The sequence below is a fragment of the Sinorhizobium sp. genome (assembly GCF_059070375.1).
In genome coordinates this window covers 1,495,218-1,518,789 of sequence record NZ_JCACWC010000003.1, presented here as the reverse complement: position 1 = coordinate 1,518,789, position 23,572 = coordinate 1,495,218, and the positions used below count along the sequence as shown (strand labels likewise).

General features: G+C 62.3%; 24 protein-coding genes and 1 pseudogene. 9 read left to right on the top strand and 16 right to left on the bottom strand.

Features of this window, described 5'->3' with window-relative positions; all coding sequences use genetic code 11:
• Nucleotides 1–31: 31 nt before the first annotated feature.
• From pyrG to tpiA, 3 genes are all read right to left on the bottom strand, one after another.
• Nucleotides 32–1,669 carry a CTP synthase gene (gene pyrG / locus AC5J09_RS19370; RefSeq protein ID WP_164866966.1) on the bottom strand — a complete coding sequence of 546 codons (1,638 nt, stop codon included), beginning with the start codon at nt 1,667–1,669 and terminating at the stop codon, nt 32–34.
• A 134-nt stretch (nt 1,670–1,803) separates the two neighbouring features.
• A complete protein-coding gene (secG, locus tag AC5J09_RS19365) occupies nt 1,804–2,289 on the bottom strand; it encodes a preprotein translocase subunit SecG (RefSeq protein WP_494298257.1) in 486 nt (161 codons plus the stop codon).
• A 122-nt stretch (nt 2,290–2,411) separates the two neighbouring features.
• Complete coding sequence (gene tpiA, locus AC5J09_RS19360) at nt 2,412–3,182, bottom strand: triose-phosphate isomerase (RefSeq protein ID WP_100673945.1); 771 nt, start codon at nt 3,180–3,182, stop codon at nt 2,412–2,414.
• Between the two features lie 257 nt (nt 3,183–3,439).
• On the opposite strand from tpiA, the gene AC5J09_RS19355 reads away from it, so the two are divergent.
• Both AC5J09_RS19355 and AC5J09_RS19350 read left to right on the top strand, forming a co-directional pair.
• Nucleotides 3,440–4,066 carry a cytochrome b gene (locus tag AC5J09_RS19355; protein ID WP_494298255.1) on the top strand — a complete coding sequence of 209 codons (627 nt, stop codon included), beginning with the start codon at nt 3,440–3,442 and terminating at the stop codon, nt 4,064–4,066.
• Nucleotides 4,063–4,668: a YceI family protein gene (locus AC5J09_RS19350; protein ID WP_494298254.1), complete on the top strand. Its 606-nt coding sequence runs from the start codon at nt 4,063–4,065 to the stop codon at nt 4,666–4,668. The genes AC5J09_RS19355 and AC5J09_RS19350 overlap by 4 nt, the downstream gene beginning before the upstream one ends.
• Here AC5J09_RS19350 and AC5J09_RS19345 read toward each other — a convergent pair.
• Both AC5J09_RS19345 and AC5J09_RS19340 read right to left on the bottom strand, forming a co-directional pair.
• A complete protein-coding gene (locus AC5J09_RS19345) occupies nt 4,665–5,990 on the bottom strand; it encodes an FAD-binding oxidoreductase (protein WP_494298253.1) in 1,326 nt (441 codons plus the stop codon). The two genes, AC5J09_RS19350 and AC5J09_RS19345, sit on opposite strands and share 4 nt — an antisense overlap.
• Nucleotides 5,991–6,137: 147 nt before the next feature.
• Entirely contained in the window at nt 6,138–7,073 is a 936-nt protein-coding gene (locus AC5J09_RS19340; RefSeq protein WP_494298251.1) for an alpha/beta hydrolase, read from the bottom strand.
• Between the two features lie 192 nt (nt 7,074–7,265).
• Between AC5J09_RS19340 and parE the strand changes: the two genes are divergently transcribed.
• Complete coding sequence (gene parE / locus AC5J09_RS19335) at nt 7,266–9,326, top strand: DNA topoisomerase IV subunit B (protein ID WP_018097823.1); 2,061 nt, start codon at nt 7,266–7,268, stop codon at nt 9,324–9,326.
• 15 nt (nt 9,327–9,341) lie between these two features.
• On the opposite strand, the gene AC5J09_RS19330 is transcribed toward parE, so the two are convergent.
• Complete coding sequence (locus AC5J09_RS19330) at nt 9,342–9,812, bottom strand: GNAT family N-acetyltransferase (RefSeq protein ID WP_494298249.1); 471 nt, start codon at nt 9,810–9,812, stop codon at nt 9,342–9,344.
• Between the two features lie 272 nt (nt 9,813–10,084).
• On the opposite strand from AC5J09_RS19330, the pseudogene AC5J09_RS19325 reads away from it, so the two are divergent.
• Nucleotides 10,085–10,514 (top strand): annotated as a pseudogene (locus AC5J09_RS19325) (hypothetical protein).
• 15 nt (nt 10,515–10,529) lie between these two features.
• Here the strand turns inward: AC5J09_RS19325 and AC5J09_RS19320 are convergent.
• Entirely contained in the window at nt 10,530–11,660 is a 1,131-nt protein-coding gene (locus tag AC5J09_RS19320; RefSeq protein ID WP_494298248.1) for a DUF2336 domain-containing protein, read from the bottom strand.
• A gap of 72 nt (nt 11,661–11,732) precedes the next feature.
• Here AC5J09_RS19320 and AC5J09_RS19315 point away from each other — a divergent pair, with 72 nt between their 5' ends.
• A complete protein-coding gene (locus AC5J09_RS19315; protein WP_494298246.1) occupies nt 11,733–12,476 on the top strand; it encodes an aldolase/citrate lyase family protein in 744 nt (247 codons plus the stop codon).
• Between the two features lie 19 nt (nt 12,477–12,495).
• Here AC5J09_RS19315 and AC5J09_RS19310 read toward each other — a convergent pair whose 3' ends face one another.
• Entirely contained in the window at nt 12,496–13,098 is a 603-nt protein-coding gene (locus AC5J09_RS19310) for a flavin reductase family protein (RefSeq protein ID WP_324763291.1), read from the bottom strand.
• A complete protein-coding gene (locus AC5J09_RS19305) occupies nt 13,098–13,682 on the bottom strand; it encodes a nitroreductase family protein (RefSeq protein WP_494298245.1) in 585 nt (194 codons plus the stop codon). The genes AC5J09_RS19310 and AC5J09_RS19305 overlap by 1 nt, the downstream gene beginning before the upstream one ends.
• 100 nt (nt 13,683–13,782) lie before the next feature.
• Between AC5J09_RS19305 and AC5J09_RS19300 the strand changes: the two genes are divergently transcribed.
• Nucleotides 13,783–14,778 carry an RgsD C-terminal domain-containing protein gene (locus AC5J09_RS19300; protein WP_379940964.1) on the top strand — a complete coding sequence of 332 codons (996 nt, stop codon included), beginning with the start codon at nt 13,783–13,785 and terminating at the stop codon, nt 14,776–14,778.
• Between the two features lie 192 nt (nt 14,779–14,970).
• Here the strand turns inward: AC5J09_RS19300 and thrS are convergent, their stop codons facing one another.
• From thrS to AC5J09_RS19275, 5 genes are all read right to left on the bottom strand, one after another.
• Nucleotides 14,971–16,953: a threonine--tRNA ligase gene (gene thrS, locus AC5J09_RS19295; protein WP_494298243.1), complete on the bottom strand. Its 1,983-nt coding sequence runs from the start codon at nt 16,951–16,953 to the stop codon at nt 14,971–14,973.
• A gap of 113 nt (nt 16,954–17,066) precedes the next feature.
• On the bottom strand, nt 17,067–17,606 hold the full coding sequence (locus tag AC5J09_RS19290; protein ID WP_494298242.1) for a DUF1697 domain-containing protein: 540 nt from the start codon (nt 17,604–17,606) through the stop codon (nt 17,067–17,069).
• A gap of 5 nt (nt 17,607–17,611) precedes the next feature.
• Complete coding sequence (locus AC5J09_RS19285) at nt 17,612–18,028, bottom strand: DUF2267 domain-containing protein (RefSeq protein WP_494298241.1); 417 nt, start codon at nt 18,026–18,028, stop codon at nt 17,612–17,614.
• On the bottom strand, nt 18,025–18,399 hold the full coding sequence (gene yidD, locus AC5J09_RS19280; protein ID WP_494298240.1) for a membrane protein insertion efficiency factor YidD: 375 nt from the start codon (nt 18,397–18,399) through the stop codon (nt 18,025–18,027). Before yidD ends, AC5J09_RS19285 begins: the two co-directional genes overlap by 4 nt.
• 3 nt (nt 18,400–18,402) lie before the next feature.
• A complete protein-coding gene (locus tag AC5J09_RS19275) occupies nt 18,403–18,849 on the bottom strand; it encodes an iron-sulfur cluster assembly scaffold protein (RefSeq protein ID WP_494298238.1) in 447 nt (148 codons plus the stop codon).
• Between the two features lie 338 nt (nt 18,850–19,187).
• Here AC5J09_RS19275 and folE point away from each other — a divergent pair, with 338 nt between their 5' ends.
• From folE to AC5J09_RS19260, 3 genes are all read left to right on the top strand, one after another.
• The gene (folE, locus tag AC5J09_RS19270) at nt 19,188–19,802 is read left to right on the top strand and encodes a GTP cyclohydrolase I FolE (protein WP_324763285.1); all 615 of its coding nucleotides are present in this window, start codon (nt 19,188–19,190) and stop codon (nt 19,800–19,802) included.
• A gap of 101 nt (nt 19,803–19,903) precedes the next feature.
• Entirely contained in the window at nt 19,904–20,356 is a 453-nt protein-coding gene (hisI, locus tag AC5J09_RS19265; RefSeq protein ID WP_324763284.1) for a phosphoribosyl-AMP cyclohydrolase, read from the top strand.
• A 330-nt stretch (nt 20,357–20,686) separates the two neighbouring features.
• Nucleotides 20,687–21,652: a patatin-like phospholipase family protein gene (locus AC5J09_RS19260; RefSeq protein WP_018097837.1), complete on the top strand. Its 966-nt coding sequence runs from the start codon at nt 20,687–20,689 to the stop codon at nt 21,650–21,652.
• 157 nt (nt 21,653–21,809) lie between these two features.
• On the opposite strand, the gene AC5J09_RS19255 is transcribed toward AC5J09_RS19260, so the two are convergent.
• On the bottom strand, nt 21,810–22,238 hold the full coding sequence (locus AC5J09_RS19255; RefSeq protein WP_018097838.1) for a CBS domain-containing protein: 429 nt from the start codon (nt 22,236–22,238) through the stop codon (nt 21,810–21,812).
• 387 nt (nt 22,239–22,625) lie between these two features.
• Nucleotides 22,626–23,366, bottom strand: a complete 741-nt coding sequence (locus AC5J09_RS19250; protein ID WP_494298236.1) for a rhomboid family intramembrane serine protease — start codon at nt 23,364–23,366, stop codon at nt 22,626–22,628.
• Nucleotides 23,367–23,572: the final 206 nt, after the last annotated feature.

The following is a 23,572-nucleotide window of genomic DNA, read 5'->3' as shown; positions in this document are numbered from 1 at the left end:
CGCAGAAGTGATTGCCCGTTCGGTGACCCGGCTACACGAGCCGCGACTGTTCGAGCGCTGCCTCGATGAAGCTCGAAAAGAGCGGGTGCGGATCGAGCGGACGCGACTTCAGTTCCGGATGGTACTGAACGCCGATGAACCAGGGATGGTCGGGATACTCGATCGTCTCCGGCAGAACGCCATCCGGGGACATGCCGGAGAAGATCAGGCCGCAGGATTCCAGGCGGCTCTTATAATCTACATTGACCTCGTAGCGGTGGCGATGACGCTCGGAAATATCGGGCGACCCATAGATCGCGGCGATCTTGGTGTCGGGCTTCAAGGCCGCGCGATAGGCGCCGAGGCGCATGGTGCCGCCGAGATCGCCCGCGGCGGACCGCTTCTCGAGTTCATTGCCCTTCACCCACTCGGTCATCAGGCCGACGACCGGCTCCTTGGTCGGGCCGAACTCCGTCGAGGACGCCTTTTCGATACCGGCGAGATTGCGCGCCGCTTCGACGACGGCCATCTGCATGCCGAAGCAGATGCCGAAATAGGGCACCTTACGCTCGCGGGCGAAGCGCGCCGCATTGATCTTGCCTTCCGAACCGCGTTCGCCGAAGCCGCCCGGAACGAGAATGCCGTGGACCTTTTCCAGATAGGGCGCCGGGTCCTCCTTTTCGAAGACCTCGGACTCGATCCACTCGAGCTTGACCTTGACGCGATTGGCGATGCCGCCATGGTAGAGCGCCTCGATCAGCGACTTATAGGCATCCTTCAGACCGGTATATTTTCCGACGATCGCGATCGTCACCTCGCCTTCCGGCGTGCGGATCCGGTGCGCCACGTCTTCCCAGGCTTCCATGCGCGGCTTCGGCGCCGGCTCTATGCCGAAGGCGGCAAGCACTTCGTTGTCGAGCCCTTCCTTGTGATAGGCGATCGGCACGTCATAGATCGAAGCGACGTCGAGCGCCTGGATGACCGCGGACTGGCGGACATTGCAGAAGAGCGACAGCTTGCGGCGTTCCGCTTCCGGAATTTCGCGGTCGGCGCGCACGAGCAGGATATCCGGGTGAATGCCGAGCGCCTGCAGTTCTTTCACGGAGTGCTGGGTCGGCTTCGTCTTCAGCTCGCCCGCGGCCGGAATGTAGGGCATCAGCGTCAAATGGACATAGACGGCGGTGCCGCGCGGGAGGTCGTTGCCGAGCTGGCGGATCGCCTCCATGAAAGGCATCGCCTCGATATCGCCGACGGTGCCGCCGATTTCGCAGATAACGAAATCGTAGTCCTCATTGCCTTCGGTGACGAAGTTCTTGATTTCATTTGTGACGTGCGGAATCACCTGGACCGTCGCGCCGAGATAGTCGCCACGCCGCTCCTTGTCGATAATGTTCTTGTAGATCCGCCCCGTGGTGATGTTGTCGGTCTTGGTCGCCGAGCGGCCCGTGAAACGCTCGTAGTGCCCGAGATCGAGGTCCGTCTCCGCGCCGTCGTCGGTGACGAACACCTCGCCGTGCTGGGTGGGGCTCATGGTGCCCGGATCGACGTTCAGGTAGGGATCGAGCTTGCGCAGCCTCACACGGTAGCCACGCGCCTGCAGCAACGCTCCAAGAGCGGCCGCAGCGATGCCTTTTCCGAGAGAGGAGACCACGCCGCCAGTGATGAATACATATCGCGCCATGGGAGTCACCGGATACCTTTTCACAAACGATTCCGCCACCGAAAAATTCGTCTTTCAGAATTTTCCGTGCGGAAGGGCGGATTTCACACAAAACAAAACCGGCGGATGAAGCCATCCGCCGGCAGATCTTCTGATTTGCGGCCTTACTGACCGCTCGGAACTTGCGATCCCGTATTGCCGTTGGCGCCAGCAGCCGGGGCTGCGGGAGCCGGAGCGGCAGGCGCGGCACCTGCCGGGGCCTGAGGCGCGGCAGTACCACCTGCCGGTGCGGCGTTGTTGGCGCCGTTGCCGTTGGCCGGAGTCTCGGTGTTTCCGTCGGCCGGTGCGGTCTGACCGCCACCGAGCGAATCGAGAACGCCGCCGCTCGAGCTCGTTCCCGGGATACGGTCGAGAATGTCGGTCGCCTGCGGCTCGTAGCGTGAAAGAATGCCCATGGCCAGCGCCAGGGCGAAGAAAAGGAAGGCCAGAATGGCGGTCGTTCGGGTCAGCGCATTGGCGGTGCCACGCGCAGACATGAAGCCCGAGCCGCCGCCGATCCCGAGACCGCCGCCTTCGGAACGCTGAATGAGAACGACGCCGATCAGGGCGACGACCACCATGAGATAGATGACGAGTAGTACGGTCTGCATCAGCTTCCAGTCCTGCCCTCTGCGGGGCATGCGAATCGAACGACGCCGGCCTCACCGTGGGGCCGCGTCAAATTTGGCGCCTCTTTATACCAAGCCGCCAGTTATTCCAAGTCCCGCGGCAATCAGGCAGTCAATTCTTCATAGGCCCTGTAGATGGCGAGGAAATCATCCGCTTTCAAGCTCGCGCCGCCGATCAGGGCGCCGTCGACATTGGCAACGCCCATGAGTTCCTTCGCATTCGAGGGCTTGACGGAACCTCCATAGAGGATGCGCATCTTGCCGCCTTCCGCGCCGAAGCGCGAGACGAGCTCGCGGCGCATGAAGGCGTGCGCCTCCTCGACGTCGGACACGGTGGGCGTCAGGCCGGTGCCGATCGCCCACACGGGTTCGTAGGCGATCACCGTGTTTTCGGACGTCGCCTGGTCCGGGAGGCTCCCGGCGAGCTGGCGCTTCAGGATGTCGAGCGTCCGGCCGGCCTTGCGCTCCTGTTCCGTCTCACCGACGCAAACGATCGCGACGATATCCGCGCCGTGCGCGGCCTCGGCCTTGGCACGCACCAGTGCGTCGCCTTCGCCATGATCGGTGCGCCGTTCGGAATGGCCGACGATCACATGAGTGCCGAAACAATCGGCGACCATTTCAGCCGAGACTTCGCCGGTATGGGCTCCCGACTGCTTCTGGTGGCAGTCCTGAGCCCCGATCATCAAAGGGCTGTCGTCGCAAAGCGCGGTCGCAACGTAAAGCAATGTGGCCGGCGGGCAGATCAGGGCGTCCACCCTCGCGGAAAGGTCGCCTTTGACGCCCTCGGCCATTGCCTTGATCTGATCGAGAGACGCGCGTGTTCCATTCATCTTCCAGTTGCCGGCGACGAGCGGGCGGATATCGGGCGTCATGGGGTCTCCTCCAGATCAGGTCTCTTCGTCTCGGCAAGCGGCGTAGCAAATCGCTCGCGTAAAAAAAAGGCACCAGCCGGATTATTCGGTGTCGACTCTCCGAGCACGGCGAATCCGCCCACCCCGTCCAGCGTTGCCGGCGCTCGAGCCAATGGGAAATCGTCCCGACGAAAGCGAATAAAAACGGCGCCGTGGGCGTCTAAGGCGGAGACGTTCTACCGCCACGTAGACGTACGCACCGGGCGTCGGAGTCTGCCATGCTGCGCAACAGCGACAACGGTTTCGGAACGGTGACGATCGCCCTTCACTGGACGATCGCCGTTCTGATCCTCGGGCTTATCCTCGCCGGCATCGTCATGCGGCGCTTCGAGATCGACCCGGCTTTGCAGTTCTCCCTTTACCAGTGGCACAAGTCGTTCGGCTTCACGGCCTTGGGACTGGCTGCGTTTCGGATGCTCTGGTGGCTCGTGGAAACCAGTCCGGCCGCCTCTCCGACCCTTGGCCCGATGGAGCACATGGCCGCGCGCGCCACGCATCTGTCGCTCATCGCGCTCGCACTCCTTGTGCCGCTGTCCGGCTGGGCGGTCGTGTCGGTCTCCACGCTGGCGATCCCGAGCTTTTATTTCAACTTGATCGTCATTCCGCATCTGCCGCTCCCGAAATCCGGGGCTTCGGAAGCGTTCTGGGCCTTCGCCCATGCAACGCTCGCCTATGTGACGCTTGGCCTGGTCGCAATCCACGCGGCGGCAGCACTCTATCACCATCTCGTGCGGCGCGACTTGGTGCTCATCCGCATGCTTCGCTCCGGGCCGATGCCGCGCACCGGCAGCACCGTCAACACTTCCGAAAAGGACGACACCGTTGTCGAGAGGAAACGCATATGACCAGCCCAGGCAAGCAGTCCATGGCAGTGGCCCTGCCGCTTTCGCTTCTCGCCCTTGGCCTCGCAGGGACGCCGGTTGAGGGCGCAAAAGCGCCGGCACTTGCGAATGCTGCCGGGAACTACCGCATCGCGAGCTCCTCGAGTATTCAGTTCAGCGTCGGACAAGTGGGTGGCAGCGGCGGCATTGCCGGCAGCTTCACTAAATTCTCGGGCGTATTCCGGATCGATGGCGATGATATCGGGCGATCCTCCGTGGAATTCACGCTTTTTCCGGAGAGCGTGAGGTCCACGGAGCGCCGGATCGAGGACTTCCTGCGCTCCAGCGCAGTGTTCGATGCGGCCAACCACAAGACCGTGACCTTCCACTCTACCGGCGTCAGCCAGACCGGCCCGGACACCGCAACGATCGAGGGCGTTCTGACCGCCCGCGGCAAGAGCCGCAAGGAGCGTTTCGACGTGAGGCTCACCGATTGGAACAGGCGGTCGATTTCCTTCACGATCCGCGGCAGCATCCGCCGCTCGCCCTACGGCATGACCGTCGGGACGCCCATTTACTCCAATGTCGTGGACTTCGACATGAACATAAGGGGGCAGAAGCGTTAGGTTTGGCCAGGCGCCAAAGCCGTGCGCCGCCAGAAGTCCGAGACCATTGCCGGATCGCGCAGTGCCTCCAGTCTTTTCCAGGCGGGAAATGATGCTTCGAAAACGGCCGGGCTCATGCGGACGTCCTGGGACGGATTGACCGCACCGCCGGCGACAACGGCAATCTCGTCGAGAGCGTCGAGCAGCTTGACCGTGGCCTCGCCTTGATTGGCAAAGTCCATGGTCAGGGTGAAGCCCGGCCTCGCAAAGGAGAGAAGCCCCGGGGAGGCTATGTCACCGAAACGCTGCAGCTTCGTCCCTACGGACGCATGACCGGCACGGCGGGCTGTTTCAAGCAACCGCGCCGTCGTCTCCGGCGCGGTCGCGACGGGATAGACGCTTTGATGCTGGCAGAGGCCACGCCGCCCGTAGAGCCTGCGCCACCCGCCGATCGCGTCGAGAGGGTGAAAGTAGGAAGTCCACGTCTCCGTCGACACGGTCTCACCACGGTCGTGCTTGCGAAAGCGGTATTCGTTCAGCAATCTCAGCGTCACGCTGTTGAACAGACTGAAGGGCGGAGAAAAAGGCACGGCGAGCCTCGGCCCCTTCGGGATGTCAGGATATTCGCAAGCGCCGTCGGCGTGATCCGCGGCGAACAGCACGCCCCTCCCCATGCGCCGTCCCGTCGCGAGCTGGTCGAGCCAGGCTACGGAATATTCGTGCTCCTCTTCGGCTCGTTCGGCCAGCGTGAAATACCGATCGAGGCTGTCGAAGCGATGCACGTGCCGCTGGACATGCGGCGACGGCACCTTCATCAGCCGAAGCTCGACGTCGAGGATCAGCCCGGTCAGTCCCAGGCCGCCGATCGTAGCAGCGAAGAGCTCTGCATTCTCCTCGGGCGAGCAGACCAGGCGTTCGCCCGTCGAACGCAGCAGGGTCAGGCGCCGGACGTGATTGCCGAAGGAGCCACGCGCATGGTGATTGCCGCCGTGGACGTCGTTGGCGACGGCGCCGCCGACGGTGACGAGGCCCGTCGCCGGCGTCACGGGAAGAAAAAAGCGGTGCGGGACGGCGCGCGCGAGCAGGTCGGCAAGGATAACGCCGGCCTCGCAGCGAATGGTCCCGCTCCCCGGATCGAAAGACAGGATGCGGTTGTGCCTCCTGCTTGCGATAAGGGTCCCAAGTTCATTGCGGCAAATGTCGCCATAGCTCAGGCCATTGCCCACGGGAAGAAACGCCATGGGGCCCACCGAGCTTATGCCGTCCTCGTAGTCATCGGGTGAAACGGTCGGTTGAGAGCGGTTTCCAAACCGCCCTGCGTTCTCGGAATCGTCCATCCTCATTGCCGCCGTCAACTCCACAACCGATCGCGTTAGTCTAGAGCGGGGTGAGGAAAAGTGTGTGCGGTTTTCCGCCCGCATCCCGCTCCAACTTCTTGGAATCGATCACGTTCATGTTTTTAGGCCGACCCGACCTAAAAACATCGTGATCTAGCGGTCGAGAATCCAGTTCAGCGCCTCTCGCCAGTCCGTCATCCTGATCGGAGTTCCATGCGAACCTGTTTCGAACAGGACGAAGCGGGCAGGATAGTCCTTCGATCTGAGGCTGCGATAGAACGCGATCTGGGACTCGGCCGGATAGACGCTGTCGCGGCTGCCGTGGCTGAAGAATATCGGCAGCCGCGCCCCGTAGGCGGCACTTTTGCGAAAGTCGGGGTCGGCTGGACCGCCCATGATCATCATGCCGCCAAGGGCCGAGACGGTCGCCTCTTGGCGGGCTATGCCCCAGCAGATGAAGCTTCCCATGGAGGCACAGGAAAGGACCACCGGCCGGCCGCCGGAGCGTTCCGCGGCGAAGCGGATCAGAGCCGAAATATCCGCTACGCCCGCGGCATCGAAGGACCTGACGCTTGGGACGTAATAGGTACCGCCATTGAGGACAGCCAGATTTTTGAGGCGATTGAAATTGCCCCCGAACGAGAAATCATTGACACCGAGACGTCGGTCGCCGCCGCGACCATGGATGAAGATCACGGTGAATGCGGCGCCGCGATCGGGGCCGACGCGAGTGACGTCAAGCCCCCGCTCGCCGAGACCGAGCGTCTCGTTCACCTGGACGCTCTTGACACCGAGCGACACGTAAGCGCGCTTCACCCGCCGCTCGGGTATCTGGTCGCGCTCGTTGATGTCGCGGAGCTCCTGGTAATCGACAACGCGGAAGTCGCCGCCATCCGCCTCCTGAAGCAGTTTGCTATAGCGAAACAGCGCATCCTTGTAGGGCTCAAGGGGTTCGGCACTTGCGGAAACGGCAAGGCTCGCAAAAAGAAGCGCGCCGATCAGATGCCGTATGGAGAAAAGAATTGTGGACATGGACACCCGATCGGCTCCCTCGTTCGGCGCATGCCTTGCCACCGGCGCCTCGGCCAAGCAACACTGGCGCGGCAAATCTGGCTCATTAAAGGGTATTTCTTCCTCCGGGGCATCGAAATTCGCCTTTTGTTCGCTCTTCCGGCGAGACTCTGGCAGAATTCCGGTGATTCGCGCGACAAAGGATGGCGGCCGCGCCGCGGTCTTGCTATGGCCTAGCCGACACTTAGACAGGAACGATCTGAACGCTTCATGGACGACAGCAGCGACCTTTTTTCCGCTATGCCCCAACAGCCGAAGCCGGCGGATGCCGCGCCACGCAAGCCCGCGGCCCCCGTCGCCGGTAACGAAGCGCCGCGCCCGGCACCCAAGACGAGCGACGGCAGCGACTACGACGCTTCGGCAATCGAGGTGCTGGAAGGTCTGGAGCCGGTCCGGCGCCGTCCGGGCATGTATATCGGCGGGACGGACGAAAAGGCGCTGCATCATCTGTTCGCCGAGGTCATCGACAACTCGATGGACGAGGCGGTCGCGGGGCACGCCAACTTCATCGATGTGAGCCTGGACGCCGACGGCTACCTGACGGTGACCGACAACGGCCGCGGCATCCCGGTGGAGAACCACCCGAAATTTCCCGGCAAGTCGACGCTCGAAGTGGTGATGACGGTGCTGCATGCGGGCGGCAAGTTCGACGGCAAGGCCTATGAGACTTCCGGCGGCCTGCACGGCGTCGGCGTTTCCGTGGTCAACGCTCTGTCGGACGACCTTGAAGTCGAGGTTGCACGCAACCGGCGGCTCTATCGCCAGCGCTTCTCCCGCGGCATCGCGCAGGGCGGCCTCGAAGACCTGGGTGACGTACACAACCGACGCGGCACCAGGGTCCGCTTCCACCCCGACCCGCAGATCTTCGGACCGCATGCCCGCTTCGAGCCGGCGCGGCTTTTCCGAATGGCCCGCTCCAAGGCCTATCTCTTCGGCGGCGTCGAAATCCGCTGGTCCTGCGATCCGGCGCTCCTGCCGGAAGGTTCGGAAATCCCGGACAGGGCCGTGTTTCATTTTCCCGGCGGTCTCAAGGACTATCTCGCCGCCACGCTCGGCAAGGAATTCACCGTCACCCGCGAGATTTTTGCCGGTAAATCGGAAAAGTCCGGCGGCCACGGTTCGCTCGAATGGGCCGTCACCTGGTATGGCGGCGACCAGCAGATCCATTCCTACTGCAACACCATCCCGACACCCGAAGGGGGAACGCACGAGGCGGGCCTGCGCATTGCGCTGACGAAGGGGCTCAAGAACTACGCCGAGCTCACCCAGAACAAGCGCGCTGCGATCGTCACCACCGACGATGTCATGATCTCCGCGGCAGGCATGCTCTCGGTCTTCATTCGCGAGCCGGAATTCGTCGGTCAGACGAAGGACAAGCTGGCAACGGTGGAGGCGCAGCGGATCGTCGAAAACGCGCTTCGCGATCCTTTCGACCATTATCTCGCCGACAATCCGGCAGAGGCGGCCAAGCTTCTCGACTGGGTGGTGGAGCGCGCCGAAGAGCGTGTACGCCGGCGCAAGGAAAAGGAAGTCAGCCGCAAGACGGCGGTCCGCAAGCTGCGCCTGCCGGGCAAGCTCGCGGACTGCGCCCAGAATACGGCGGAAGGTGCCGAACTCTTCATCGTCGAAGGGGACTCGGCCGGCGGATCGGCCAAACAGGCGCGCAACCGCGCCAACCAGGCGATCCTGCCGCTGCGCGGCAAGATCCTCAACGTCGCCAGCGCCGGCCGGGAGAAGCTCGGTGCCAATCAGCAGATCGGCGATCTCGTCCAGGCGCTCGGCTGCGGCACGCGCTCGAAGTATCGCGAAGAGGACCTGCGCTACGAGCGCATCATCATCATGACCGACGCCGACGTCGACGGTGCGCACATCGCATCTCTTCTGATCACCTTCTTCTACCAGGAAATGCCGGAGCTCATCCGCGGCGGCCATCTCTATCTCGCCGTGCCGCCGCTCTATCGCCTGAGCCAGGGTTCCAAGACGCTTTATGCCCGCGACGACGCGCATCGCGAAGAGCTGATGCGGACGGAGTTCAATGGCCGCGGCAAAGTCGAACTCGGGCGGTTCAAAGGCCTCGGTGAGATGCTGCCCGCGCAGCTCAAGGAAACCACGATGGACCCGGCCAAGCGGACGCTCCTCAAGGTCGAAATCGACGATGTCGACTTCGAGGGTACCCGGGATGCCGTCGACAGCCTGATGGGAACGAAAGCCGAGGCCCGCTTCCGTTTCATCCAGGAGCGCGCCGTCTTCGCGGACAACCTGGATATCTGAAACGCCTGATCGCCCTCACGCTTCCTGCCGAACCGGTTTTTCCATGAATAGGCTCAGCGGATCCGGCAGATAGGTGCCGAAGGGCGGGCGCTCCACGTAGCCGGATCCCCTGTACAGGCCGATCGCTTCCGGCTGATGGATGCCGGTCTCCAGGCGGATCGCCGTCAGACCGAGCTTTGCCGCCTTGGCTTCAAGAGCCGATACGAGCAGCTTGCCAATCTTCAGCCCCCTCGCCTCCGGGTCGACGAACATCCGCTTGATCTCGGCCGTACCGTCGCCTGCTTCGACGAGGCCACAGCAGCCGACGATTTCGCCGTGACGTCGGGCGACGAAAAACGATACGGTCGGCTGCTCCAACTGAGACAGATCGACCAGATGATTGCTTTCGGCCGGATAGAGCGATGCCGCATAGGCGTCGGACAATTCGAGCAGGCGGATGACGGCCGGCTGGCGCGGCGACTCTTCGGCGATGGTTACGGCGGTCATTTCAGTCTCTCCCCATACACGATCGTAAGCTGGATGTGAGCTTCCAAAGGACATCCATTCGGTCCCGCCCCGGAAGCGCCAGGTTCCAACGCTCTATCGCCGAAGGACGCCGGGACCAATACGCCAAACGACGCAAGTTCGCAGCTATCACAATCAATCCGCGTAACGGGGAGAAACAATTTGTTTCGGGGCCCGCCGGCTTTGCCCTTCTTTGGAGAGAATCGGACGGCCATAAACAGGGAGTCGCCATCATCTGAACGGAAAACGTGACCATGAAAGCCGCCCTGATCGTCATGACCATTCTCGGTTGCGACGACAACGTGACTCAATGCCATTACATCTCGACCGTGAACGGCGACTGGCCGTCGATCGTGCAGTGCGACGCGGAATCGCAAAAGGAACTGCCGCGGTTCCGACAGGAACTACCCGGTCGTGGTGGCCGTGTGCGAGAGCTCAGGGCCGGGCATGACGGCGGAAACCGAGCCGGTTCCGGAGATGAATGCAACGCTTCCGACCCAGCCGGACGTGCAGCAAAACACACCCCCAGCGGCGGAAGGCGGAGAACCAACCTTGCCGAGGCGCGCTTTGGCATTGATCAGCGGCGCGGTACCCGACCGGGAGAAACTGAAGGCGATCGTCAGCGCACCGGTCCACTACGTCGAAGACGGCTATTCGTGGGTGGCGCGCAGATTCGGCAATTGAGGTAATCAAGTCCTCTTACGCGGCCTGGCGGGATAGCGACGCGTAGTTGCGCGCCCTCTGCCGCTGCTCGGCAAAAGCCAGCCGCTCCGCCAGTTCGGCGACGACGTGATATGCGCCGCGGCTTCGGCGGCGAAGGCGATCCGAAAGTCTGGCGGCCACGGAGGGGGAGACTCCATCGTGATCCGCATCTGCCTCGCATTGGCAGAACAATACGGCCTCCGAAAACACTCCGCTTACTTCACGTCCAAGACCCGCAGTTTCGAGGAGAGCCCTGATCGAGTGGAACCGCCCGCCCGAAAGGATCGATCGGACGCGCTTTTCCGGGACTCCGGACAGATCCACGATCGCCGCGGAAAAAAACTCCGTCCTGCCGCTGCAAAGCGCCGTCAACAGCAGGGCCGGCGTCAGGCGGCCGGCTTTGCGGAGACCGGCAACCATCCGCTGCAATTCCTCCCGCGCGGAGGCCGAGGAAAGCGTCAGCGCTGCCGCATCGCAAGACTCCCGCACGACACGCTGCGCCCGCTCCTCGCCCACGACGGCGCGTACCAGGTCGGAGGCCGCAAGCGCCGCGCCGACTTTTTCGGCGAGGATCTGGCGCGCGTCGCTCGGCAGATCATGACGCTCGAGCAACAGGCCACGGGCGGCCACGCTATCGCCAAGGCGGTCGGCTATTCGCCGCAACGAGCCCGGAGACAGTCCAGCCCCCGGATTTTCCAACAGAATGAGCACCTCTTCCTCGCCGCCAATCTCGGCGATCGCAGCCGCAACCGCGCATGAGACGGCGCTGCGGGAGGCGATCATCGCCCGCATCTCCGCGCCGCCCTCCGCCGTCATGTCGACAAGATCTTCGTCGTTCAAGACGGGAGAGCGGGAAACGGTGATGTAGGCGATCTCGGGCTGATCCTGCGCAAGCACCTTGATGATCGAGCGCGGTACAATCGGGCAATCGGCCAGCGCCTCGGCGAGAGATCGACGCACCTTGGGCGAAGGATCGTCGAGGAGAAAGGTCATGGCCATTTCGGCCGCCTGCCGATCGATGCCGTTCACAGCGGCTTCAGCATAGGCGCGACCAAGCGCACTGGCAGCACTGGCACGTTCGCTGGCTTTCGCCGTTTCCACCCAGCGAAGAAATGCTTGTATGATCACCTATGCCCCACTAGTCACCCGAGCAGCCCCATGCTCGAAACCTAGCGGGCAAAGGTTTAAGATTGGTTCACCATGTCTGTTAACAGCGCGATAACCACCCTACCGCTCCTGTATCTGCCGGCCGACGAACCGCCGCCTCCGAAGGAGATCCTGACCGCCGTTCAAGCGGTCGTGATGACCGGCGGCCAAACTGGCCGGCCACTCTCGGACCTGCCTCGGCAGGATGCAGGCTGCCTGTTGCTCGCCCGAATCGGGACGAGCGGCGATCCCGGCGAAGACGAGCTTGCCGCTTTGATCGGCAACGGCTTCGATGGCATCGTTCTGTCCGGATGCCGCGGCCCCGCAGACATTCAGCGGCTCGATGTTCTGCTCAGGGTCGCCGAGGCGGCGGCCGGCAAGGCCGAGGGCCGAACGGTGATTCTTGCCGAATACGCGACGGCGCCGGAAAGCGTCCTGTCGCCGCATTCGCTGGCGGGTGCATCACCGCGCCTCTCGGCACTGATATTCGATGCTTCGGCCCTGGCGGAAGCGTGTGGTTGCAGGCGCGTCACCGAAACGGGCGATGTGCCGGCCGTCGTCCGGGCCGGCCGCGCGGCGGCGGTCCTGAGGGCTCACGAGGCCCGCATCGCGGCTTACGACATGCTGCCGGTCGACGCCGATGATGAGGCGGCCGTGCGACGCCTGTGGAAAAGCAGCGTAGAGAATGGCTTTTCCAGCGTTGCCATCCGCTCGCCGCAACAGATCGATCTTCTTGCCGCTGCAGGCGTTGCGCCCCAAGCCCAGACGGGATTAATCGATGACGACGGTCTCAGGTGATGACCTGAACCATCGTGATCTAGCGGACAGGCCGGATCATTTCGAAGACGTCGCCACCGTCGCAATAGTCCATGTAGCCGAGCCGGGCGAGCGGCTTCACGGTCGCCATATCGAACCGCCCGTCGCGAATGGCCTCCTCGCGGATGTGAATGCCGACCACTGCGCCGATGACGACATAGCTGTCGGAAGCCACGCCGTCGACGCCCTTGGGACGAAAGATATCCGTCATCCGGCATTCGAGCGCCGCGAAGGCCTCTCCCACGAAGGGAGCCTTCACGAGCGTTCCGTCGACGGGGGTCAGCCCGGCAATCTCGAACTCGCTTTCACCATGCGGGGCTGCCACCGAGGTAAGATTGACCGCCTCGCTCAGGCTGCGGCTGGCAAAGCTCGCGGTGAAATCCCCGGTCGCCTCGATATTGCGTACCGAATCCTTGTAGCCGCTGGATGCGAACATCACGAGCTTCGGCCGGTCGCTGATGGCGTTGAAAAAGGAATAGGGCGCGAGATTCAGCGCCCCATCGGCCGCGCGGGTGCCGATCCAGCCGATCGGTCTCGGCGACACGATCGCCTTGAAGGGATCGTATGGCAGGCCGTGTCCGTTTCCGGCGGTATCGTAGAACATCAGTCACCCTCCCCGACCCAGGTGACGATCTCCTCGAGTTCGGGCCTGGGGCGCTCCGTCGGCGGCACCATTGCAGTGCCGATGTGAATGAAGCCCGCAATCTTCTCGCCCGGCGCCACGCCGAGCAGCGGATAGGCCCGTTCCTCGAAGGCATACCACTCGGTCAGCCAGTTCGAGGCGTAACCGAGCGCATTTGCGGCCATCAGCAGATTGAGGCAGATGGCACCAGCCGACATCTGCTGCTCCCATTCCGGAATCTTGAAATGCGGCGCCGCCTTGCTGACCACGGCGACCACGACGGGCGCGCGCGTCAGCCGCGCCTCCTCGACCTTGATCATCTCTTCCGGCATGTCCGGCCTGGCGGCAAGCGCCATCTTCTTCAGTTCGGCGCTGATGCGCGCCCTCTCCTCGCCCCGATAGACAATGAAGCGCCACGGCGCCAATTTGCCATGATCCGGCACGCGCGAGGCGAGCTTCAGCATCTCCGCGACTTCCGCCTTGCTGGGTCCTGGCTCACCCATCTGAAAGGCCGGGATGGACCTGCGGGAGGCAAGATAGTCGACAAGCTTTATTTCGGTTTTCATATCGAGCGAATTCCACTAGTTTGCGGCCGGATCGGCAGCCACGAAAATGCCATACCGGCGTCCCAAGTGGAGTCACCCAGTCAAGAAGTCAACTGCTCTCATGCGTCTCCGTCATCGTATTTTCCTGAGAACCGTTCTGGCGATCACACTCGCCGGGACCGGTGCGGGACGCGCGCTTGCGGAGGATGCCACTGACGCCTTCAAGAGCTTTCCCTCGATCTCCGGCACGCACAAGATGCCGAAGCTTACCGGTTTCAGCCCGCTCATCACCGATCCGATGCAGGGCGGCCAACTGAAGGACGTGAAGCTCGAGGCGCTGCTGACGGATAATGGAAAGCCGGTCCAATCGGGCCTTACCTGGCGGGTCTTCAGCCCCATTCCGGGCAGCGACGGAAAGCTGCCGCTGCTCGCGACCTCCGAGGGCGGCTCCACCGCTTTCAATCTCGTGCCCGGCGAATATTTCGTCAATGTCGCCTTTGGCCGGGCGGGCGCGACCCGCAAGATTCGTGTGCCCGAAGACGGCCCGCTCGACAAACAGGTGCTCGTGCTCGACGCCGGGGGCGTCATGCTGAACGCCGTCTCCGGCAGCGATGTCCGCATCCCGCCGAACGAACTCAGCTTTTCGATCTTCTCTTCCGACGTGAGGGAGGATGGCGAGCGCGGCCTCGTGGTCGCCGACGTGAAGCCCGGTACGGTGGTTCAGCTCAATGCCGACACCTACCACGTCGTGTCGAACTACGGATCGGTGAATGCCGTCATCCGTGCCGACATCCAGATCGAAGCCGGCAAGCTGACCGAAGCGACGATCCAGCACCGCGCCGCGAAGCTGACCCTGAAACTCGTCTCGGAAGCCGGCGGCGAAGCCATTGCGGATACCGCCTGGTCGATTCTCACCTCCTCCGGCGACGTCGTCAGCGAGAGCGTCGGCGCCTTCCCGACCCTCGTCCTTGCCGAGGGCAGCTACACGGCGGTGGCGCGCAACAAGGACAAGATCTACCAGCGCGACTTCGCCGTGAAGGCCGGCGTCAACACTGATGTTGAAGTGCTGCTCAACGGCAGCGGCGAAGCCGACGAGGCCGCGGACGCGCAGGACTGAAGACGTAGCCCCACCCGGCCCCTCAACCGCCTGCCGGTACCTTCGCCCCATCAAGACGGGAGTAGGTGGCGGCAGCCGGATGAGCGCAACCGGGCGACAAGGGCCCCACAACAGTGCTCGCGAAATCCCACAGTTTCAGTTGCGGGCGTGCGTTCGAGCGTCTTGAAACGACGCACTTGCGCACGAAAACCGTTACACACCTCTCCTGGAATTGCTCCTGCGCTTTAGGTCCGGTGCCATGGCTTCGGCGGAGAGCGAAGCGACCGCCTCGTCCAGCGACATTGGCGTCTGCGCCTGAGAACCCAGGCGACGGATGTTGACCGAGCGCTCCTCCGCTTCGCGCTTGCCGCAGACGACGATCACCGGAACTTTCGTCACCGAATGCTCGCGGACCTTGTAGTTGATCTTCTCGTTGCGGAAATCGGTCTCGACCGTCAGCCCCGCATCACGCAAGCGTTCGGCGACGTCGCGGCCGTAATCGTCCGCTTCCGACGTGATCGTTGCGACCACCACCTGCAGCGGCGATATCCACAGCGGCATGTGGCCGGCATAGTTCTCCAGCAGAATGCCGAGAAAACGCTCCATCGAACCGCAGATGGCGCGATGGATCATCACCGGCTGGCGCTTCTCGGATTCGCTGTCGATGTAAAAGGCGCCGAAACGCTCCGGCAGGTTGAAGTCGACCTGCGTTGTTCCGCACTGCCATTCGCGGCCGATCGCGTCCTTCAGCGTATACTCGAACTTCGGGCCGTAGAAGGCGCCCTCGCCCGGCAGGATGCCGGTCTTGATGCGGCCTTCGGACTGCGCCTCGATGGTTTGCAAGACTTCCGTCATCACGGCTTCGGCGCGATCCCAAAGCTCATCGGAGCCCACGCGCTTTTCCGGCCGCGTCGACAGCTTCACGACGATCTCCTTGAAGCCGAAGTCCTCATAGACGGAAAGGATCAGGTCGTTGATCTTCAGGCATTCGGCCGCCATCTGCTCGTCGGTGCAGAAGATGTGCGCATCGTCCTGCGTGAAGCCGCGCACGCGCATGAGGCCATGCAGCGCGCCGGAGGGTTCATAGCGGTGGACTGCGCCGAATTCCGCCAGCCGAACAGGAAGTTCGCGGTAAGACTTCAGACCGTGCTTGAAGATCTGAATGTGTCCGGGGCAATTCATCGGCTTCAGCGCGAAGACGCGGTCATCGTCCGTATCGTCGCCGGCGACAGTCACCTTGAACATGTTGTCGCGATACCAGCCCCAGTGACCGGAGGTCTCCCACAGCGACTTGTCGAGAACCTGGGGAGCGTTGACCTCCTGGTAATCGCCTTCGAGCCGGCGGCGCATATAGGCGACGAGACTCTGGAATATCCGCCAGCCCTTTCCATGCCAGAAGACCACGCCGGGCCCCTCCTCCTGGAAGTGGAAGAGGTCCATCTCGCGGCCGAGCCGGCGATGGTCGCGCTTCTCGGCTTCGGCGAGCACGTGCAGATACTGATCCAGCTCCTCCTGCGTGTGCCACGCAGTGCCGTAGATGCGCGTCAGCATCGGATTGTTGCTGTCGCCGCGCCAATAGGCGCCCGCCACCTTCATCAGCTTGAACGCCGTACCGATCTGGCCTGTCGAGGCCATGTGCGGCCCGCGGCAGAGATCGAACCAGTCGCCCTGGTAATAGATCTTCAGGTCCTGCCCCTCGGGGATGGCATCGACGAGTTCCACCTTGTAATTCTCGCCCTTGGCGGCAAAGACCTCCTTGGCCTTTTCGCGCGACCAGACCTCCTTGGTGAAGGGCCTGTTGCGGGCGATGATCTCCCGCATCTTCTTCTCAATGACGGGCAGGTCGTCCGGCGTGAAGGGTTCGTTCTTGGCGAAGTCGTAATAGAAGCCGTTGTCGATGACCGGACCGATGGTCACCTGCGTTCCCGGCCACAACTCCTGCACGGCTTCCGCCATGACATGGGCCGCGTCGTGGCGGATGAGCTCGAGCGCGCGCTTGTCGTCGCGCGTGACGATCTCGATCCTACCTTCCGTCACGGCATCCGAGAGATCGCGCAGTTCGCCGCTGATGGCGATCGCGACGGCCTTCTTGGCGAGAGACTTCGAGATCGATTCCGCGACATCGCGACCGGTCGTGCCGGCGGCGAATTCTCGAACGGAGCCATCAGGAAATGTAAGGGAAACAGAATGCGACATCATGATCTCCTATCCAGTCCCGCCAACGAATGCGGGTGGTATGGTTTGCCGGCCAGGCCGGTTCGCGGGCCTGATAGAGCTTTTTCACCGTGGAGTAAAGGCGCGGCGGCCGCTCAACCGGCAACCATTTCACGCAGTCGCCTCACGGTGTTCCAGTTGCGCACCGTCCCGATGCCGAGCCGTTTGGTCGTTAGCGCCCCGAGCAACTTCGATTCGCTCGCCCTGCCGGCAAAATCGACCCAGAGATCGCCGTCGACGATGGCCACGCGCTCGCCCCTGGAGCAATGGCCGAGCAGTTTTTCCCGCATGTCGGCTTCGAGGGGAGAGCGCATCACCCGCACGTGGACGCTCGCAGGATCCCTTTCGCTTTCCACGAGAAAAGGGTTGCCTGCCGCAAGTCTCGACCAGTCCTCCGCGGAACGAAGGATGATGTCGACGTGACGGCCGAAGGTCTTCTCGAAAGTCCTTTCGAGTTCGGTCTCCAATTCCGCGAGCGGCTTTTCTGGCGACTTGAACAGAAGATTGCCCGTGGCGACGAGCGTGCGCGGCGCCCTGTAGCCGAGCGCTTCGGCCATCGCCTTCAAGTCGGCCATAACGACGCGCCGGCCGTCGGCGAGAACGATGCTGTGCAGCAAGGCGACGTAAGCCTTCATTCGCCTCAAGCCCGCCAGAAATCGACAGCGCCCGCGGGTAGGCGCGCGAGCAGCGTTTCGTCTATATTGCGCCGCAACGCCGCGGCTACATCTGCGATCGCCGTTTCCGGAGAGACGTTGTGATTGCCTCGGAAGGCCTGCACCTCGCGCGTCATCGCCCGGCGTTCGCAGAAGGGCACGGTCGGCTCCTCCAGGTCCCAGTCGGCGACGAAGATCGCTCGAAGGACCGGCGGTAGCGCCTTGGCGAAAAGCAGGGCGCCGGAGATGTCGAGGCGACGGCGGAAAGTGTAAAGCACCGCCTGCACAATGGTATAGGCCTGATTGGTTGTCTGAAGAGCGGCGATATCGCGTGCGTCGACGATGAACCGGTCGAAATCCGCAGAGGCCTGCCGGTACTCCATCGGAATGGTCACGGCTCTCATGCGTCCTTTGGGCGTAATTGCCAGTAGCGCCATGGCGTGTACCAGCGCTGGCGCGGTGCGAGGCTTTCCGGCACCGGATCGAATCCGTGGGTTCCGCCCGGGCCGCAGCGGATGACCCGGAACAAGGTCAGCCACCCGCCGGCCCAGAGGCCGTATCGGGCGATCGCCTCGAAGCCGTACTCCGAACAGGTCGGCAAGTGTCGGCAGGAATTGCCGATGAAACTCGACAGCGTCAGTTGATAGGCGCGGATCAGGGTGACGCCGACGAGGCGCCCCGGCGTCTTGCGGAACGGCCCGGACCAATTCCGCCCTCCGGCGGCACCGGCATCGCCACGGGTGAATGCATGATCGGCATGGGGCTGAGGACACATGGCTCAGACGGCCGCGGCGAGGCGCCTCGCCTCGATCTGACCGATGGCATCGACGACGGCATCGAAAGTCAGCATCGTCGAAGCATGACGCGCCTTGTAGTCCTTGACCGGCTTCAGAAAGCGCATGTCTTCGAAACGATCCGATGGCCCCTCCCCATCGGCCTTCAGCATGGCCAGCATGTCCTCGCGGGCTTGCCGGATCTCGTCCGCATGGGCACCCACGACATGGCGCGCCATGATGGATGAGGACGCCTGGCCGAGCGCACATGCCTTGACGTCATGGGCGAAGTCGATGACGACGTCGCCGTCCATCTTCAGCCAGATTCTCACCTTCGAGCCGCAAAGCTTGGAATGCGCGGCGGCTTCGGCGTCGGCATCGGTCAATATTCCGAGGCGCGGAATATTCCCTGCGAATTCGAGAATTCTGCTGTTGTAAATGTCGTCTATCATTTAGGAATCCGGTGGATTTTTCGCGGTTTCGGGCGTTCGGCGCATGATTTTCCCCAGGCGGCGGGAAAAAAGCAAGGCGTGGCGCATTCGGGCTCTTTTATCCATGTGGCACCATACTATATGCTATGTCGTGTTGGGGTGACAGTTCCGCAAGGGGATCAAATGTCGCCTGTTGTTTGGGAAACCGTGCCGGACGGTCGAGTGCACTGCTAAGCCGAGACCCGAAAGCCCCGGAGCCCGCCAACGGAACCCAAGCCTGCAGGGTTAGGCGTATGGCCAATGGCGAGTTGTCCGAAAAGATAAAACGTCAGCAATTTCGTATTGCTTGAAGGGGCCATATGGACGCCATAGTGAAGAATTTTCCTGTGCTCGACGACACAAGTCGTCCGACGCAGAAGGAAGCCGAAGAAGCCGTTCGCGTCTTGTTGCGCTGGGCAGGTGAAGATCCGGCACGAGAAGGCCTGAAGGACACGCCTTCGCGCGTCGCCAAGGCGTATCGGGAAATTTTCGGCGGCTACGATCTTGCGGCTGAAGACGTGCTCGGGCGAACCTTCGAGGAAGTCTCCGGCTACGACGATATCGTGCTGGAAAAGGACATCCCGTTCTATTCGCATTGCGAGCACCACATGGTACCGATCATCGGCAAGGCTCATATCGCCTATCTGCCGAACGGCCGCGTGCTCGGTCTTTCCAAGATCGCGCGGGTCGTCGATATCTACGCCCGTCGTCTGCAGACACAGGAAGCGATGACGGCGCAGATCGCCAAGGCCATCGACGAGACCCTCATGCCCCGGGGCGTGGCGGTGATGATCGAGGCCGAGCATCTGTGCATGGCGATGCGCGGCATCAAGAAGCAGGGCGCGACGACGCTGACGACCACCTTCACCGGTGCGTTCAAGAGCGAACCGGCCGAACAGGTCCGTTTCATGACGATGCTCCGGGGCTTCAAGTAAGCTCCGCCACCACATACTGAAAAGCATGCAGCAACCCCCAAGTGCTACAGCGATCTTGCGCGTCTGACCGAGACGCGCGGCGCTGTAGTGGAGCTCGGACTATGACGCTCACTTTTGCATCCCCCCCGCAGGACAAGGCCGAACTGGAAAGCGGCCCGGCCTTCACCCCGCGTTTCGACGAGAAGGGTCTGATCACGGTCGTCGTCACCGATGCCCGCGACGGCGAATTGCTGATGGTTGCGCACATGAATGCCGAAGCGCTATCCCTCACGCTCGAAACCGGAATCGCGCATTACTACAGCCGCTCACGCGAACGCCTGTGGAAGAAGGGCGAAAGCTCCGGCAATTTGCAGACCGTCCGGGAAATACGAACCGATTGCGACCAGGACGCCGTCTGGCTGAAAGTTTCGGTGGCCGGCCACGATGCGACCTGCCATACCGGGCGCCGCTCGTGCTTCTATCGGACGGTCGGCGTGGCCGATGGCGAAGCAAAAGTGGCGATCACCGACGACAACAGGCATTTCGATCCGGCGCAGATTTACGCCGGCAACTGAGCATCTGCATTTTCCTGGTTCACCTGGGTGATATATTCATCTTTTGGCAACCAAACGGGCATCTAATCATTAATCTTGTAAGTGGTTCTCGCGGTAACGGCGGAGTACCAAAATGTGTTGCAGGCTGTATCCAATGTTTATCGGGCGGGCCGCATTTGTAGCCGGTTCAGTGCTATATCTCGATTATGGTGTCAGACTTTCAGCGACTAAACCTGAAGCCGGCACCGGCATGTTTCGATGGCCGAATTGCTTCGGTTCCAGGAATATGCGGTAGTAGGGCTGCAGGGCCGTGTCGGAAGCTAATCTATTCGGCGGTGTCGGAGGTGCCGGATGCTGAACTGGACATTCACGCGTAACAGTCAGATCGCCGATCTTTCCGGCGCGAACGGGTCATCGATCACGACCACTCCTCCAGAACCACCCATTTCCCAGTCCGTGAAACCCAGGATCGCGCTCGCGCTCGGCGGCGGTGCTGCGCGAGGTTGGGCCCATATCGGTGTCCTGAAAGCCCTCGACGAGGAGGGCATCGAAGTCGGAATGATTGCGGGCACATCGATCGGCGCGCTGGTCGGCGGCTGTTATCTCGCCGGCAAGCTCGATGAATTGGAGGCTTTCGCCCGCTCGCTTACCGTGCGCCGTATTGCCGGCTTGCTCGATTTCGCGATCGGCGGCGGTGGCCTCTTTGGCGGTCTGCGGCTCACCAAGCGGATGCAGGAACATCTGCAGAACCTCAGTATCGAGGATCTCGACCGGCCCTTCGTGGCCGTCGCCACGGAAGTCTACAGCGGCCACGAGGTCTGGATCGAGAAAGGATCCCTCATTACCGCCATTCGCGCATCCTACGCCTTGCCTGGCATCTTCGAGCCCGTCAACGCCAATGGCCGGACGCTCATCGACGGCGCGCTGGTCAACCCCGTTCCCGTTTCGGTCTGCCGCGCACATGAGCAATTGCACGTCGTCGCCGTCAACCTGAACTACGACGTCTACGGCCGCTCGGCGGTCGTCAAGCACAGCGCCGGCATGGAAACGCCCGACGCGCCGGCGACGGAGACGAACCGTTTTTCGGCACGGCTCGGCATGACCAGTGTGATGGTCCAGGCCTTCAACATCATTCAGGACCGCATTTCGCGCGCCCGGCTGGCTGGCGATCCGCCGGATCTGTCGCTCCATCCGAAGCTGAACGATATCGGACTTTCGGAATTCCACCGCGCCGGCGAAGCGATCGAGCGCGGTTATCAGGAAGCCAAGATCAAGCTTTCGGAAATCCGGCGCATGCAGGAACCGCTGCCTCGTTGAAAGGCCGGGAGAACTTGCGGATCGGCCCAAGTGTTCCAGGCCCGTTGAGATCCGGACACCCGGCGCGCTTGTTTGATTTCCTCATTCCTGTGCTTGTCACAGGAGTCGAGTGGCGCATAGTCAGCCGTCACAAACTCAAAATGAGTCTCAACAGGCCTTAGCCGGAGATATAGGCCTTGATCTGTTCGGCCTCGTTCTCGATGGCGCGGATGTGATATTTCACCACGTCTCCAATCGAAATAATGCCGGCCAGCCGGCCTTCCCGCTCCACGGGTAGATGACGCGCGCGAAATTTACTCATCATCTCCATCAGCGCGTCGACAGACATTTCTTCGCGACAGCAATAGACGTTCTGCCACATGACGGAAGAAACCGGCTTGTCGAGGCAGGCGGCACCATATCGGGCAATCGAGGCGACGATGTCGCGCTCCGTCATGATGCCCACGATATGCTCTTCCGGATCGACGACGACAACGGCTCCGATATGATTTTCATGCAGTAAAGTCGCGACCTGCTGCACCGTCACCTGCGCTGTGACCGTGACGACGTTGCTGCCTTTTTCATTGAGAATCGCTTTCACCGACATGCGCACATCTCCCGTTGCGACAAAACCGGGCCGACGGGAAGAGTTTCCGTCCGTGCCGGTCACTGCACTTTCCTCCGGTGGAAGGAAGACCGCGATGACAGTGCAAATGGCCGCAGGAAACCCGTACCCATTCCGGCGCCTGCGCAGCCCCTTGGCACTCCTCGAGCACAAAGCTACGCCGGCACCCGGCCTTTTCCGCGGTCGCCTCGAGCAATTCGGCGGCCGTGATGAATGGTGCTCCAGCGACTTCAGGAAATCAAGGCTTCTGCAGAAAGCCGTCCGCCTCTGCGGCGAAATCAGTCATCACGAAAAATTCCGCGGTTGACACAATCGATTGTCGCACCCTCGCCCGAAGCCGGTGGAAGCTTCTTTCCGGCTTGCAGTGCCTCACCTTTCCTGCCTTCGGGGATCGAAGAATGCGAACAGAAGGAAGCCGAAGAGGAAACCGCCGATATGCGCCTCCCAGGCCACGCTTCCTGCCCCTCCGATCGACAGAATGCCAAAGCCCACCAGCAAATTTGTCAGGAACCATATCCCGGTGAAGACGAGCACGGACCGGTTGGTGAGCGTCTCCGCAAACGACAGCCGCCGATTGAGATGGGCAAACTGGCGGCTGATGCGACCGCTCGGGGAAAATACGAACCGGGCCGCCGCCCCCATCAAGCCTGACACGACGCCCGAAGCCCCGATCACCACCGCCATCTCGCCCCAATGGAAGATGATATGCAAGCCGACGGCGGCAGCCGCCGACAGGCACCAGAACAAGGCGAGCCTGGCCATCCCGATCCGTCTGACGACGGGTGCGCCGAAAGCGACCATCCAGAAGACATTGAAGATGAGATGCTCCCAACTGCCGTGCAGGAAGGAATAGGTCACCGGCGTCCAGAGCCAGACCAGCCCCTGCTCACCGAGCGGCAGCGTGTAGCGCACCGGCAGAAAGGCAAAGTTGAGGATCAGCTCCTGGTCGATCTCGGCCGGCAGAACATAGGTCCTCAAGATATGGACCGCGATCAGGAACAAAAGGATGCCGGTCAGCCCCGGCGGAAGATTGAAGGCGGGCTCGCGACTGCGGACGCCGGTACTTTCGACATCGGTTTCCGGTGATGTTGCCGCCTGATCCCGTTCCATAGCTGCCTCTTCCCTTCGGTCGCTGCGGTTGCGCTCAGACGGCGGCGAACCGCCCACAGCAGCGCGCAAGGGATAAGCAAACAAAAAAACGCCGTCCAGTGAAAACTGAACGGCGTCACGCGCCGTTCCGCGCGTATCAGTCGATGTGCTGAAGGCAATCCTTCGTGAAGTGCTGCCGAATGAAATGGCAGCCGCCGGCGTCGAGC